The sequence below is a fragment of the Streptomyces sp. NPDC030245 genome (assembly GCF_055572995.1).
The window spans coordinates 26,081-41,673 of the sequence record NZ_JBVICF010000009.1 but is presented as its reverse complement, the minus strand read 5'-3'; the positions used below and the strand labels follow the sequence as shown (position 1 = coordinate 41,673).

At 73.2% G+C, this 15,593-nt stretch carries 2 protein-coding genes; both read left to right on the top strand.

Translation table 11 applies throughout. The features are described 5' to 3' along the window. The first annotated feature begins 66 nt into the window (after nt 1–66). Nucleotides 67–14,826: an SDR family NAD(P)-dependent oxidoreductase gene (locus ACZ4Z4_RS23640; protein WP_468330543.1), complete on the top strand. Its 14,760-nt coding sequence runs from the start codon at nt 67–69 to the stop codon at nt 14,824–14,826. Continuing rightward, complete coding sequence (locus tag ACZ4Z4_RS23635; RefSeq protein ID WP_468330540.1) at nt 14,816–15,574, top strand: thioesterase II family protein; 759 nt, start codon at nt 14,816–14,818, stop codon at nt 15,572–15,574. The genes ACZ4Z4_RS23640 and ACZ4Z4_RS23635 overlap by 11 nt, the downstream gene beginning before the upstream one ends. Nucleotides 15,575–15,593: the final 19 nt, after the last annotated feature.

Genomic DNA, 15,593 nt, shown 5'->3' with positions numbered 1-15,593 from the left:
CAGTGGGCTCGACAGAACCAGCGGAACCAGCGGAATCAGTGGGACCAGAAGGAGCGGGGAACGACAGTGGCTGCACACTCGGCGGACGGCACGGCGGAGCCCAGGACGGCGCAGGACGAGCCGATCGCGATCATCGGCATGGCATGCCGCTTCCCCGGGGCCCCCGCGCCGGGCGACTACTGGCGCCTGCTCCACGACGGCCGCTCGGCCATCAGCCGCTCGCCCGAGACCGGGAGGCACGAGGGGACGCTGCCCGACCGGGACCTGTTCGACGCCGGCTTCTTCGGCATATCGCCCCGCGAGGCGAACGCGATGGACCCGCAGCAGCGACTCGTGCTGGAACTGGGGTGGGAGGCCCTGGAGTCGGCCGGAGTGCTCCCCGCCGAGCTGCGCGGCAGCGACACCGGTGTCTTCCTCGGTGCCTCGGCCAACGACTACGCCGGTGTGGTCCGGCGTGAAGGAGCGGCGCCGCTCACCCACCACGCCATGACGGGGACCCACCGCAGCGTCATCGCCAACCGCCTCTCGTACGCGCTCGACCTGCGCGGGCCGAGCCTCACCGTCGACGCGGGCCAGGCTTCGTCCCTCGTCGCCGTGCATCTGGCCTGCGCCGGCCTGCGGAGCGGGGAGGCGTCCGTGGCCCTGGCCGGCGGGGTGCACCTGAACGTGACCGAGGACGGCGCGGAGCTCGCCGAGGCCTTCGGCGGGCTGTCCCCCGACGGCAGCAGCCGCGCCTTCGACGCGCGCGCCAACGGATTCGTACGGGGTGAGGGCGCCGGACTCGTCGTGCTCAAGCCGCTGGCCAGGGCGCTGGCCGACGGTGACCGCGTGCACGCGGTGATCGGCGGCAGCGCCGTCAACCACGGCGGCAACGGCGAGGGGCTGACCGTGCCCAGCGCGGTGGCGCAGTCGGACGCCGTGCTCGCCGCCCACCGTCAGGCCGGGGTCGCCCCCGAGGACGTGCAGTACGTCGAACTCCACGGCACCGGCACGAAAGTCGGTGACCCCATCGAGGCGGCCGCCCTCGGCCAGGTGTTCGGCCCGGGGCGGAACGGCCGTGCCCCGCTCCAGGTGGGCTCGGTCAAGACCAACATCGGCCATCTGGAAGCGGCGGCGGGCATCGCCGGCCTGCTCAAGGTCACCCTGGCCCTGACGCATGACGTGATACCGGCCAGCCTCAACTTCGAGTCCCCCAACCCCGCGATCGACCTCGACGGGCTCGGCCTGCACGTGCAGACCCGGACCGAGCGGTGGCCCGCGCGGAAGGGCACTCGCCGCGTGGCCGGAGTCTCCTCCTTCAGCATGGGAGGCACCAACTGCCACGTCGTCGTGATGGCGCCGCCCGGCGCGGCCCCCACCCCGGCCGTCCCGGCTCGGCCCGCCGACGGCACCCAGTCCCCGTGCCCTGTTCCCTGGGTGCTCTCGGGGCGGGGCGCACAGGCACTGCGGGACCAGGCCCGCAAGCTCCGGGACCATGTCGTGGCGGACCACGAGTGCCGAGCCGAGGACATCGGGTACTCCCTCGCCACCACGCGAACCGCCTTCAGTCACCGCGCAGTTGTCCTCGCGGTGGCCCATGAGGACCGCGTGGCGGCTCTCGACGCCTTGCTGCTCGGCACGGCGACGGACGCGGTCACCACCGGCGAAGCGGCTGCGCCGGACGAGCAGTTGGCCCTCGTGTTCCCGGAGACGGCTGACGCGTGCCTTGACGCCGGACGCGCACTGCTGTCCCGTTCGGCCGCATTCGAGGCCGCCCTCGCCGAGCACGACGGGCTCTTCGCGCCCTACGGCCTGCCGTCCGTCGCCGAGGCGCTGCACGGCACCGGGACCGGCACGCCGGGACCGGAGGCCGCCGCGGCCTGCGTGTTCGCCGTCACGCTCGCGCTCGCAGAGGTCTGGCGGGCGTACGGGGTCCGGCCGGACGCGGTCCATGCACCGCAGGGGCCCGCCTCGGTGGCCGCCGCGGTCGTCCGCGGCCTGCTGACCCCGGAGGACGGGGCGCGCCTCGTCGCCGCGGGCGAAGCGCAAGCGAAATACGCGGAGTTCGCCGGAGCCGCCCCCGCCGACGCCCTGTGGGTGGATGCGACCGGGCGGCTCGGCGTGCGCATGCCGGACACCGGGTCCTGGACCACCCCGAGCGGTGCACCGTCCGAACCGGACCTCGTGGCGGCCGTCGCGCAGTTGTACGTGCGGGGCGTGCGCATCGACTGGAGCCCCGCCTTCGCCGGCACCCGACCCGCGGTCGTCGAGCTGCCCTCGTACGCCTTCCAACGGGAGTCGTACTGGTGGCCCGAGGCCGGTGCGGAGACGACCGACGGACCGGCGTCCGGGCCCGCGCCCCGCTCGGGACTGCGCACCGAGGAGACGGTCTTCTCCGTGGTCCGGGAGGTGCTGGGCGGCGGCGCGTTCGACGGCGCAGCGGCCTTCCGGGACGCGGGCTTCGATTCGATGATGCTGGCCGAACTGCGGGACCGACTGTCCGAGGTGACCGGCCTGGACATCCCGTCGACAGCCGTATTCGACCACCCGACCCCCCTGGCCCTCAGCGATTTCCTGACCACGCTCCGGAAGGCCTCCACCGACACCCCTCCCGCGCATTCCACCCGGAAAACCGCCAAGCCGGAGCGGAATTCAGCGTCCGATGATCCGGTGGTGATTGTGGGGATGGCTTGTCGTTTTCCTGGTGGGGTGGTGTCGCCGGAGGGTTTGTGGGATGTGGTGGTGTCGGGTGGGGATGTGGTGTCTGGTTTTCCGGTGGATCGGGGGTGGGGTGCTGGGGTGTTGTCGGGGGAGGTGTGTGGTGTGTGTGAGGGGGGTTTTGTTGAGGGTGTGGGTTTGTTTGATGCGGGGTTTTTTGGTGTGTCGCCGCGGGAGGCGGCGGGGATGGATCCTGCGCAGCGGTTGTTGTTGGAGGTGTCGTGGGAGGTGTTGGAGCGGGCTGGGGTGGCGCCGGGTTCGTTGCGTGGGCGTGGTGGGGTGGGGGTTTTTGTGGGGGGGATGGGTTATGAGTATGGGCCGCGTTTGTGGGAGGGGGGTGGGGGTTCGGCTGGTTATTTGTTGACGGGTTCGGCTGGGGGGATGTTGTCGGGTCGTTTGGCGTATGTGTTGGGTGTTGAGGGTCCTGTTTTGACGGTGGATACGGCGTGTTCGTCGTCGTTGGTTGCGTTGCATTTGGCTGTGGGTTCTTTGCGGTCGGGTGAGTGTGATGTGGCGTTGGTGGGTGGGGCGACGGTGATGGGGACTCCGGGGGCGTTTGTGGAGTTTTCTCGTCAGGGTGGGTTGTCGGGGGATGGGCGGTGTCGTTCGTTTTCTTCGGATGCTTCGGGGACGGGGTGGTCCGAGGGTGTGGGGATGTTGTTGGTGGAGCGTTTGTCGGTGGCTCGGGAGTTGGGTCATCGGGTGTTGGCGGTGGTGGCGGGGAGTGGGGTGGGTTCGGATGGTGCGTCGAATGGGTTGACGGCGCCGAGTGGGGTGGCGCAGCAGCGGGTGATTCGTCGGGCGTTGGCGGATGCGGGGGTGTCGGCGTCGGGGGTGGATGTGGTGGAGGGGCATGGGACGGGGACGGTGTTGGGGGATCCGGTGGAGGTGGGGGCGTTGGTGGAGGTGTTTGGTGGGGGGCGGCCGGTGGGGCGGCCGTTGTGGTTGGGGTCGTTGAAGTCGAATATCGGGCATGCGCAGGCGGCTGCGGGTGTGGGTGGTGTGATCAAGATGGTGGAGGCGTTGCGGCATGGGGTGTTGCCGCGGACGTTGCATGTGGTGGAGCCGGTGGGTGGGGTGGAGTGGGGTTGTGTCCGCTTGTTGCGGGAGGCGGTGCCGTGGGTGGGGGAGGAGGGCAGGCCGCGTCGGGCGGGGGTGTCCTCGTTCGGGATCTCGGGGACGAACGCGCACGTCATCCTCGAAGAACCACCTGAGTTCGACGACCCGGCGCCGGGCGCCGAACGAGCGGCCGGCACCGCCGAGTCGCCGGCCCCGATCCTTCTGGACCTGCGGGGTGCCGCGGCGGGTGCTCCGGGGACGGGCCCCGAGGGAACCGGCGCCGAGGGCCGCGCCGGCGAGGGCGCGGTCGGCGGTACGGATCGGGCCGGCGCCGGCGCCGGCGTCCCGGCCCGCGCTGATGCGCCGGTCAGCGCTGATGTGCTGGCCCGCGCCGAAGGTCGGGCCGGTGATGCGGGTCGGCCCGGCGCCGACGTGCCGGCCGGCAACGGCGGTCGCGCCGACGCTCCCGACCGGCCTGGTGCTGTAGATCGGTCCGGCGCCGATGCCCCGGTCGGTGACGGTGGTCGCGCCGATGCTCCTGACCAGCCCGGCACCGACGGGCCCGGCAGCGTCGATCGGACCGGCGCTGATGCTTCGGCCGGCGACGGCGGTCGGGCCCCCGCTCCCGACCAGCCCGGCACCGACGGGCCCGGCACCGACGGGCCCGACCGCCCCGGCACCGGCGCCCCCACCGGCAACAGCGGCCAGCCCGGCGCTGTCGATCACGGCGGCGGCCCCATGTCGTTGCCGCTGGTGCTGTCCACCAAGACACCGACGGCCCTGCGGGCGCAGGCCCGCCGCCTGAGTGACTTCCTCTCCGGCGGCACGGAGTCCCGGTCAGGAGACGACGGCCCCGTCGATCCGTCCGCCGTGGCGTACACCGCCGCCTGTGTGCAGTCCGGGTTCGACCACCGCGCCGCCGTACTGCCCGGGGCGGACGGCGACTACCGGGGCGCACTGGACGCTCTGGCCGCCGGGCGCCCGGACGTGCTGCTGTCGACCGGCGTCGCGACCGGGCGTGGCCGGGCCGTGTTCGTCTTCGGCGGCGGCCAAGGTGACGGCAAGGACGGGGGTGACGGCGCGGAAGGGCAGGACGTCGCGTCCGCCGTACGCCAGCTGCTGGCCTCCTCGCCCGCCTTCGCCGAGCACGTCCGCGACTGCGCCGCCGCCCTCGCGGCCCATCTCGGCCGCGACGTGAGCGAGTTGAGCCCCGCCGAGCCCCGGCAGGCCGTGGCGTTCGTGGCGGGAACCGCTCTCGCCCGGCTCTGGGAGCGGTGCGGTGTGCGGCCGGACGCGGTGCTGGGCCACGGCGTGGGAGAGATCGTCGCCGCACATGTCGCGGGGGCGCTGACCCTGGACGACGCGGCACGCGTCTGCGCGGCCCTCGTGCGCGGAGGCACCGACGAGGAACTGCGCGCTGCCATGGCCGGAGTGACCCCGCGCAGTACGAGTGTCGACCTCTGCTCGCCGCGAACCGGCCAAGCACTGGACGTAGAAGCAGAGTTGACGGCCGAGCACTGGCTGCGCGCCGTACGGGAGCCGGCCGACCTGCACGCGGCGCTGCGTCACCTGACCGGCGGTGGCCGCCGAACCCTCGTGGCGATGCCGACCGCCTCTGGGCTCGTCGTCGAGCCGCACTCCCCGGACGTCGACGGCACGGCTGCGGACGACCGCCCGGGGACGGGGCTGCTGAACGCCCTGCACCCGGGCGCGGACGGCGCCGGTGGGCTCCTGCGCGCGCTGGCCACCGCCTACACGCAGGGCCTTCCCGTGGACTGGCAGGCCGTCATCCCCAGGCGGCCGTTGGTCATCCTGCCGACGTACCCGTTTGAGCGGCAGCGGTACTGGCTGAACGCCGAAGCGCCGCGCCCGCCGCACAGCGGGGAGCACGCGCTGCTCGACACCGCCGTCACGCTCGCGGACCGGGACGCACGGGCCTTCACCGGCGCGCTCTCCACGCTCACCCACCCCTGGCTGGCCGAGCACAGGATCGGCGGGCACACGGTGCTGCCGGGCACGGCGCTGGTGGAACTGGCCGCGCACATCGCCGCACTCGACGGCGCCGCGACGGTCGCCGAGCTGACGCAGCAGGCGCCGGTCCGCGTCCCCGAGGACGGCAGGACGGTCGAGATCCAGTTCGTCGTCGGCGCGGCCGGTGAGACGGGGGAGCAGCCCTTCACCGTGTACGCGCGTCCCGGCGGCGCCCGCGGGGCGGCGCGGGACACCGACGAGGACCGGGCCGCCGACTGGACCCGTCATGCCACCGGAGCCCTCGCGCCGCGTGCGCCCCGGGAACCCGCGGACCTCGACCCGGCGGCCTGGCCGCCTCCCGGCGCGGTGCCCGTCGACATCGGCCCCCTGTACGCCGAGCTGACGGAGGCCGGATACACCTACGGCAGCACCTTCCGCGGCCTGGAGGCCGCCTGGCGGCTCGGCGAGGACATGTACCTCGACGTACGGCTGCCCGAGGGGACCGACACGTCGGGGTACGCCCTGCACCCGGCGCTGCTGGACGCGGCGCTGCACGCCACCGTGTGGCAGGGTGCGGCCGACGGTCGCGTACGGCTGCCCTTCTCGTGGAGCGGTGTGCGGCTGTACGGCGGTGACGCGACGCAGCTGCGCGTACGGATGTCACCCGTCGGCCCGGACACGGTGGCGCTGCGGATCACGGACCAGTACGGAACCCCGATGGCCGCCGTGGACGCGCTGGTGCTGCGGGCCGCTGCGGACGGCCCGGCGGACGACGGGCTCATGCGGACGGTGTGGACCCCCCTCGCCGAGGGCGCCGCGCCGGATGCGGCCTCGGACACCGACGCGTGCTGGATCCTCGGATCCGCCCCGCGTTCGGGTCTCACCGCCGTCCCCGACATGGTGGAGGCGGCCGCCCGGCTGGACTCCGGCGCCGCGCCGCCCGCCGCCGTACTGGTGCCTTGCCCGCCGTCACCCGTCACCGACCGGGAGCCCCAGGTACCCGCCGACGTCCGCCGGGCGGCCCGGGAAACATTGACGCTGCTGCGGAGCTGGCTGGGCGACGACCGGTTCGCCGGTACGCGGCTGGTGTTCATCACCCGCGGAGCGGTGCGCACGGGTGCGGGGACCGCCGAGGCGCCGGTGGATCTGGTCCACGCGCCGCTGTGGGGCCTGATCCGCACCGCGCGGTCGGAGCACCCGGACCGCTTCATGCTCCTGGACGTGGACGGGGACCTCGACGAGAGCCGTCTGACACGCGAGGTGCTGGCCGCCGTGACCGTCGGTGAAGCGCCGGAACTCGCCCTGCGCGACGGTGCGTTGCTCGCGCCCGAGCTGGTGCCCGTACCCTGGCCGGCCACGCCGACGGGCCCCGCCGCGACCACCGGTGTGCCGGTGCTCCCGCACGGCACCGTCCTGGTGACCGGCGGCACCGGTGCGCTCGGCGCCCGGTTCGCCCGGCATCTGGTGGCTCGACACGGCGTGCGGCACCTGCTGCTGACCAGCCGCAGCGGCACCCGCGCCGAAGGAGCGCAGGAGCTGGCACGGGAGCTGCGCGGCATGGGCGCCCAGGTGCGGATAGCCGCCTGCGACTGCGGTGACCGGGAGGCGCTCGCCGCGGTCCTCGCCGCCGTCCCCGCCGACCACCCGCTGACCGGGATCGTCCACGCCGCCGGCGTCGTCCAGGACGCCACCGTCCGTTCGCTGACGTTCGAGCAACTCGACGCCGTGCTCGGCCCGAAGGCCGAGGCCGCGTGGCACCTGCACGAGTTGACCCGCTCGGCCCCGCTGGCCTTCTTCGACCTCTTCTCCTCCGCCACCGGGACGCTCGGCGCGGCGGGACAGGGGAACTACACCCTGGCCAACACGTTCCTCGACGCCCTCGCGCAGCACCGGGCCGACCTCGGCCTCCCGGGCCGCTCGCTGGCGTGGGGCCTGTGGGACCTGCCGGACGGGATGGCGGGGCGGCTGACGGCTGACGACGTCGAACGCCTCGGGCGCCGCACCGGGCTGCGACCGCTCGACGTGGCGCGGGGCCTGCGCATGTACGACGCCGCCCGCGCCCTGCACCCGGACCTGCCGACCGTGGTCGCCGCGGCGCTCGACCCCGCTCCGGCCCCGGCCGCCGCCACCGTCGCTGCCCGCGCCGCCGACCGGACGGGAACCCCTTGGTCACGACGGCTGGCCGAACTGCCGGAGGGTGAACGGACGACGGAGAGCCGCCGCCTCGTCATGTCGATCGCCGGCGAGGTGCTGGGCGGGCGCGGCGTCGAGGGCGCCATCGCCTTCCGGGACGCCGGCTTCGATTCACTGCTGTCGGTCGAACTGCGCAACCGGCTCTGCGAGGTGACCGGCCTGCGGCTGCCGCCGACCGTGGTGTTCGACCATCCGACGCCCGTCGCACTGGGCACGTTCCTGGGTTCTCTCCTCGCCGACCCGCCTTCCGGCAATTCGTCTGCCGAAACAATCGCGCCTGCGTCACCGGCACGCGCGAAAGCGCACCCGAAATCAGAGAACGTGGCTTCCTCCGATGATCCGGTGGTGATTGTGGGGATGGCTTGTCGTTTTCCTGGTGGGGTGGTGTCGCCGGAGGGTTTGTGGGATGTGGTGGTGTCGGGTGGGGATGTGGTGTCTGGTTTTCCGGTGGATCGGGGGTGGGGTGCTGGGGTGTTGTCGGGGGAGGTGTGTGGTGTGTGTGAGGGGGGTTTTGTTGAGGGTGTGGGTTTGTTTGATGCGGGGTTTTTTGGTGTGTCGCCGCGGGAGGCGGCGGGGATGGATCCTGCGCAGCGGTTGTTGTTGGAGGTGTCGTGGGAGGTGTTGGAGCGGGCTGGGGTGGCGCCGGGTTCGTTGCGTGGGCGTGGTGGGGTGGGGGTTTTTGTGGGGGGGATGGGTTATGAGTATGGGCCGCGTTTGTGGGAGGGGGGTGGGGGTTCGGCTGGTTATTTGTTGACGGGTTCGGCTGGGGGGATGTTGTCGGGTCGTTTGGCGTATGTGTTGGGTGTTGAGGGTCCTGTTTTGACGGTGGATACGGCGTGTTCGTCGTCGTTGGTTGCGTTGCATTTGGCTGTGGGTTCTTTGCGGTCGGGTGAGTGTGATGTGGCGTTGGTGGGTGGGGCGACGGTGATGGGGACTCCGGGGGCGTTTGTGGAGTTTTCTCGTCAGGGTGGGTTGTCGGGGGATGGGCGGTGTCGTTCGTTTTCTTCGGATGCTTCGGGGACGGGGTGGTCCGAGGGTGTGGGGATGTTGTTGGTGGAGCGTTTGTCGGTGGCTCGGGAGTTGGGTCATCGGGTGTTGGCGGTGGTGGCGGGGAGTGGGGTGGGTTCGGATGGTGCGTCGAATGGGTTGACGGCGCCGAGTGGGGTGGCGCAGCAGCGGGTGATTCGTCGGGCGTTGGCGGATGCGGGGGTGTCGGCGTCGGGGGTGGATGTGGTGGAGGGGCATGGGACGGGGACGGTGTTGGGGGATCCGGTGGAGGTGGGGGCGTTGGTGGAGGTGTTTGGTGGGGGGCGGCCGGTGGGGCGGCCGTTGTGGTTGGGGTCGTTGAAGTCGAATATCGGGCATGCGCAGGCGGCTGCGGGTGTGGGTGGTGTGATCAAGATGGTGGAGGCGTTGCGGCATGGGGTGTTGCCGCGGACGTTGCATGTGGTGGAGCCGGTGGGTGGGGTGGAGTGGGGTTGTGTCCGCTTGTTGCGGGAGGCGGTGCCGTGGGTGGGGGAGGAGGGCAGGCCGCGTCGGGCGGGGGTGTCCTCGTTCGGGATCTCGGGGACGAACGCGCACGTCATCCTCGAAGAACCACCTGCCGAGCCGTCGGCCTCCACTCGCCGGGGCGTGCGGAACGCCCTCACGGTCGCGGGCCCACGCGATGTCGCCGCGGCCCCCGACGTGCCCGGCGCCCCCTTCGCCCTGGACGTGCCCGGCGACCCTGCGGCCGGCCACCGCGATGACGCGCTGCCGCTGGTGCTGTCCGCGAAGACACCGAAGGCCCTGCGCACGCAGGCCCGCCGTCTCCATGACCTGCTGAGCGGAGCGTCCGGATCGCGGCGCCCGCACAGCACGCCGTCCGGATCGCAGAATCCGCCGAGCACCTCACCCTCGTCGGAGAACCCCACGGACGACGCCCCGGACACCCCCGACGTCGCGGCGGTCACGTACACCGCCGCCCGTGTCCAGTCCGGGTTCGACCACCGCGCCACCGTCGTCGCCGAGGACCGGGCGGCTCTCCTCGACGGCCTCGCGGCGTTGGCCGAGGACCGCCCGGCCGCTGCCCTGACACGAGGCACGGCGGGTCCCGCCGACGGACGCCGGGTCTTCATGTTCGCCGGACAGGGCACGCAACGCCCCGGCATGGGCAAGCAGTTGTACGAGCGCTTCCCGGCGTACGCGGATGCCTTCGACAAGGCGTGCGCCGCCTTCGACCCGCACCTGGAGCGCCCGACGGCCTCCGTCGTCTTCGCGGACCACGCCTCCGCCGAGGCGGCGGCACTGCACCGGACCGCCTTCACCCAGCCCGCGCTGTTCGCCACCGAGTACGCGCTGTACGAACTGGTGCGTTCCTGGGGCGTACGGCCGGACATCGTCATGGGGCACTCCGTCGGTGAACTGGTCGCCGCGCACGTCGCGGGCGTCTTCTCCCTCGCCGACGCGGCCGAACTCGTCGCGGCACGCGGCAGGTTGATGCAGTCACTGCCCTCGGGCGGCGCGATGGTCGCGGTACGGGCGGGCCTCACGGAGGTGGCACCGCTGCTCGACGGCCTCGAGGACCAGGTGGGCATCGCCGCCGTCAACGGCCCCCGCGCGGTCGTGGTCTCGGGCGCGAGCGACGCGGTGTCGACCGTGGTCACCCAGCTCAAGGCCGCCGGGCACCGGACCACGGCACTCTCGGTCAGCCACGCCTTCCACTCGCCTCTCATGGCGCCGATGCTCGCCGCGTTCAGAGAGGTCGCGGCGGGACTCACGTACCGGCGGCCGGTGCTGCCCCTCGTGTCGAACGTGACCGGCGAGATGGCGAAGGCGGCGGAGCTGATGTCGCCCGACTACTGGACGGACCACATACGGCGCCCGGTCCGCTTCGCCGACGGCATCGCCGCGGCCCGCGCGGAAGGCGGGCGGCACTTCGTGGACATCGGCCCCGACAGCACCCTCACGTCCATGGCGTCGACGGTCCTCGCGGACCTTGCCGGGGACCCCGGGCAGGACGAGACACACGGCCGCGCCGTCACGGTGCCGCTGCTGCGCGGCGCCCACGACGAGGCGCGGACCGCGGCGGAGGGACTCGCGGCGGGCTTCACCGCCGGCCTCGACGTGGACTGGCCCGCCGTGGCCGGTGCCTGGGGCGGAGAACTGACCACCCTGCCGACCTACCCCTTCGAACGCCGGCGGTACTGGCTCGATCCGACCGAGCCCGCGACCGAGCCGTCCCGCGCCAGCGGTCCGCGCGCCACGGGCCATCCCGTGCTCGACCGCCCGCTCGACCTGCCGGACACCGGCGAAATGGTGTGGTCAGGGCGGCTCGACCCGGCCGCACTTCCCTGGCTCGGTGAGCACGTGGTGGCCGGACAGGCCCTGGTGCCGGGCGCACTCCTCGCCGAACTGGCCTGCCAGGTGGCGCGCGAGGCGGGCTGCGACCGGGTGGAGGAGCTCACCCTGGCCGCCCCCCTTGTCGTGGCCGACCGGACGGCGATCGAACTGCGAGTGGTGGCACGCGCCGCGGACAGCTCCGGCCGCCGCCCCTTCACCCTCCACGCCCGCCCGTCCGCCGACCCCGCCCTCGCCTGGCAGTCCACGGCCGCCGGTGTACTGGCCGCCGCGCTGGCCGGCTCCGCCGCCCCGATACCGTCGGTGACCTGGCCGCCACCGGACGCCGAGCCCCTGCCGCTGCACCACGAGGGCGACTACGCCCGCCTCGCCGCCCGGGGCCTCGCGTACGGCCCCGCCTTCCGGGGGCTGCGAGCCCTGTGGCGTACGGCCGACGGCATCTGCGCCGAACTCGAACCACCGGCGCCCATCGCCTCGCAGACCACGCTCTTCGGCCTGCACCCCGCCCTCCTCGACGCCGCCCTGCACCCGGTCGAACTCTTCGGCCTGGCCGACGAGGCCTCCCCCACCGGCGTCCGTGACCTCGGCTTCCGCATCCCCTTCAGCTGGCGCGACGTGACCCTCCACGCGCCTGCGAGCACCCCTCGGCTGAGGGTTCGGCTCACGGCCGTGGGACGCGACGAGGTCGCGTTGGAACTGTCCGACACCGACGGTCACCCGGTCCTGTCGGTCGGGCGCCTGGCCCTGCGCTCGCCGTCGACCGCGGACGACAGCAGACTGCGCCGCCTGGACTGGCGCCCGGCCGGCCCGCACACCGCAGGCGCGGCCGGGCAAGGGGCCGACCATGCCGAACGGCCAAGCAGGCTCGCGCTGATCGTCCCCGGTACCGCCACCCCACACGAGGCCCACGACGCCTTGTCCGCCTTGGACGCCCTGGACGCCGAGCGCTGTGCCGACGTCGCCGAACTGGTGCGCCGGGCACCCGGGGAAGTGCCCGAAACCGTGGTGATTCCCTGCCCGGCGGGCGCGCCGGGCGAGGTCGGTGCCGTGACCGCCGACGTGCTGGCCGTCCTCCAGGAGATCCTCGCGGCACCGGCACTCGCCCGGTGCGGGATCGCCCTGGTGACCAGAGGGGCGGTCGGCACCGCCGACGACGGCCCGGCGACGAACCCCGTGGCCGCCGCCCTGTGGGGACTCGGCCGGTGCGCGCAACAGGAGGAGCCGGGACGAGTCCGGCTGATCGACGTCGACGCGAGCGAGGAGTCGGCGCGGGCGCTCGACGGGGTGGTGCGTTCCGGTCTTCCCCAGACCGCCCTGAGGAACGGCGTACCGCTCGCCCCGGAGCTGACGCCGGTGAGCGGCCGACCGCTCGACGTGCCGGCCGGCGACGTGAACTGGCGGCTGGACTTCGTCGGCCGCGGGACCCCTGACGAGCTGGCCCTGGTGGAGTGGCCCGACGCCGCGGCGCCTCTCGGTGCGGGACAGGTACGTGTGGCGCTGCACGCCGCCGGCGTCAACTTCCGTGACGTACTGCTGACCTTGGGCGTCGTCGAGCCGGGGGCCGGTGTGCCCGCGGGCGAGGGCCGGCAGAGCGTGGAAGGCGCGGGCGTGGTCGTCGAGGTCGGCCCCGGAGCAGGCCGTCTGCGGGCGGGGGACCGGGTGATGGGCCTCTTCGACGGGATCGGTCCGGTCTCCGTCACTGACGAGCGTCTGCTCGCCCCCGTGCCGGAGCACTGGTCGTTCGCCGAGGCGGCCGCCGTGCCGGTGGCGTTCCTCACCGCGTACTACGGCCTCAACGAACTCGGTCGGCTCCGCGCCGGCGAACGGGTACTCGTCCACACGGCGACCGGCGCGGTCGGCTTCGCCGCCCGGCAGCTCGCCCGGCACGCCGGGGCGGAGATCTTCGCCACCGCCAGTCCGGCGAAGTGGCCCGTGCTGCGCGCGGCGGGCCTGGCCTCCGACCACATCGCCTCCTCCCGCGACGACACCTTCGAGAGCGACTTCCGGACCGCGTCCGGCGGCGCCGGCATGGACGTGGTGCTCAACTCCCTTGCCGGACCGCTCACCGACGCGTCCCTGCGGCTCCTCACGCCGGGCGGCCGGTTCCTGGAGATGGGCAAGACGGACCCGCGCGACCCCGAGCAGGTGGCCGCCGCGCACGAGGGAGCCGAGTACACCGTCTTCGACATCCGGCAGGCAGGACCCGACGGCATCCAGCGGATGCTCGCCGAACTGCTGCCGCTCTTCGAGGACGGGACGCTGACGCCCCCACCGCTCACCCTGCGCCACGTGCGTGACGCCCCGGCCGCGTACCGGTACGTCGCCGAAGCGCGGCACGTCGGCAAAGTCGTCCTCGCCGTCAGGGATTTCGACACCGAGCGCGCGGTCCTGGTCAGCGGTGGCCTCGGGACACTCGGCGGGCTCGTCGCCCGGCATCTCGTGACGCGGCACGGGGTACGGGACCTCGTCCTGATCGGGCGGCGCGGCGCGGCGACCCCCGGCAGCGCCGAACTGGCCGAGGAGCTGCGCGCATCGGGGGCCCGGGTCACCGTCGCCGCCTGCGACGCGAGTGACCGGACGGCCCTCGCGGCACTCCTGGACGGGCTCTTGGGACGGGGCATCCGCATCGGTTCGGTGGTGCACGCCGCCGGGACGACGCGGGACGCGCCGATCGGCTCCCTGACCCCGGACGCGTGGACCGACGTCCTGCGGACGAAGGCGCTCGCCGCCCTGAACCTGCACGAACTGACCGCGGACCTCGGCCTCACCTCCTTCGTCCTGTTCTCCTCGGTGGCCGGAGTCACCGGCTCGGCGGGGCAGGGCAACTACGCCGCGGCCAACGCGTTCCTGGACGCCCTGGCCGAGTACCGCCGCGCCCGGTCGCTCCCCGCCCTGTCCATCGCCTGGGGACTGTGGGAGCCGGCCAGCGGCATCACCGGACGGCTGCGCGCCGAGGACCACGAGCGGCTCGCCCGTCAGGGCATCCGTGCCCTGTCCGCGGACCGGGGGTTGGAACTGTTCGACGAGGCCCTGGTCACCGCGGCGCCGGTCGTGGTCGCGGCCCGCCTCACCACACCCCCGCCCGCCACCGCCACCGCGACGGTGCACGCAAGTGCCCCCGTGGAGGCGAACGGCGCCGGACCCACCGCGCCGCCCACGGCCGACGCCCGCAGGTCGCTGCTCGAACTGGTGCTTGCGGAAGCCGCGTCGGTGCTCGGCCACGACTCCCCGGACGCCATCGCGCCGGAGGCGCTCTTCCCGCAGCTCGGCTTCGACTCGCTCGGGGCGATCGAATTGCGCAACCGCATCGTCGCCGCGACCGGAGTACCGCTGCTCTCCACCCTCATCTACGACTTTCCGTCCCCGAAAGCATTGGCAGGTCATCTGCGGGAGGAATGCCCCAACTGGCCGGACGGCGGTGCGCCCCGCCCCGCGGAGGGAAATCCGAACGGCACAAAAAGCGGCAGGGAAAACGGCGGAGAAAACGGCGGAGAAAACGGCGGAGAACAGCGGAAGAGCGACCGAGAGGAAACCGACGGCATGCAGGAGGCGAGCCATGAGCAGTGACACCGGCGGCTGGACCATGTCCTTCCATCCGGGGCGGGACGCACGGCTGCGCCTGGTCTGCTTTCCCCACGCGGGTGGCTCCGCCGCCTCCTTCTTCCCGCTGGCGCGCGCCGCGCCGCCCGGCCTCGAAGTGGTCGGCGTCCAGTACCCCGGACGCCAGTGGCGGCGCACCGAACCGGCCGTCACCGACATCCACGGCCTGGCCCGCGGCGTGGCCGACGCGCTGCCGGCCGGGCAGGACCTGCCGACGGCGTTCCTCGGCCACAGCATGGGCGCGCTGGTCGCCTTCGAGACCGTACGGCTGCTGGAGCGGGAGCGGCCGGGAGCCGTCGGGCACCTCTTCGCGTCCGGCAGCCGCGCGCCGTCCCACCCGCGGGAGGAGGACCGGCGGGCGCACTGGACCGACGAGCGGATCATCGCCGAGGTACGCGCACTCGCCGGCACCGGCGACCGGCCGGGCTCCGACGACGAGGCACTGCGGCAGGCGCTGCCGGCCCTGCGCGACGACTACCGCGCACTGGCCGCCTACCGGCCTTCTCCCGGCGCGCGCGTCGGGCTGCCGCTCACCGTGCTCGTCGGGCGCGCGGACCCGAAGGCCGGGCCGGAGCACGCCGTGGACTGGCAGCCGCACACCGACGCGGGCTTCGAATTCAGAGTTCTCCCCGGCGGCCATTTCTTCATCGAAGAGAACGCCGCGGAATTGCTGGATCTCGTACAGAGCAGCCTTGTTATGCCGCAACGCCCGTGAGAGTCTTTTCGACGCCATC

What these genes read in the sequence shown, in the direction of transcription:
- ACZ4Z4_RS23635 (WP_468330540.1), top strand. Translation starts at nt 14,816, where the DNA reads ATGAGCAGTGACACCGGCGGCTGGACCATGTCCTTCCATCCGGGGCGG.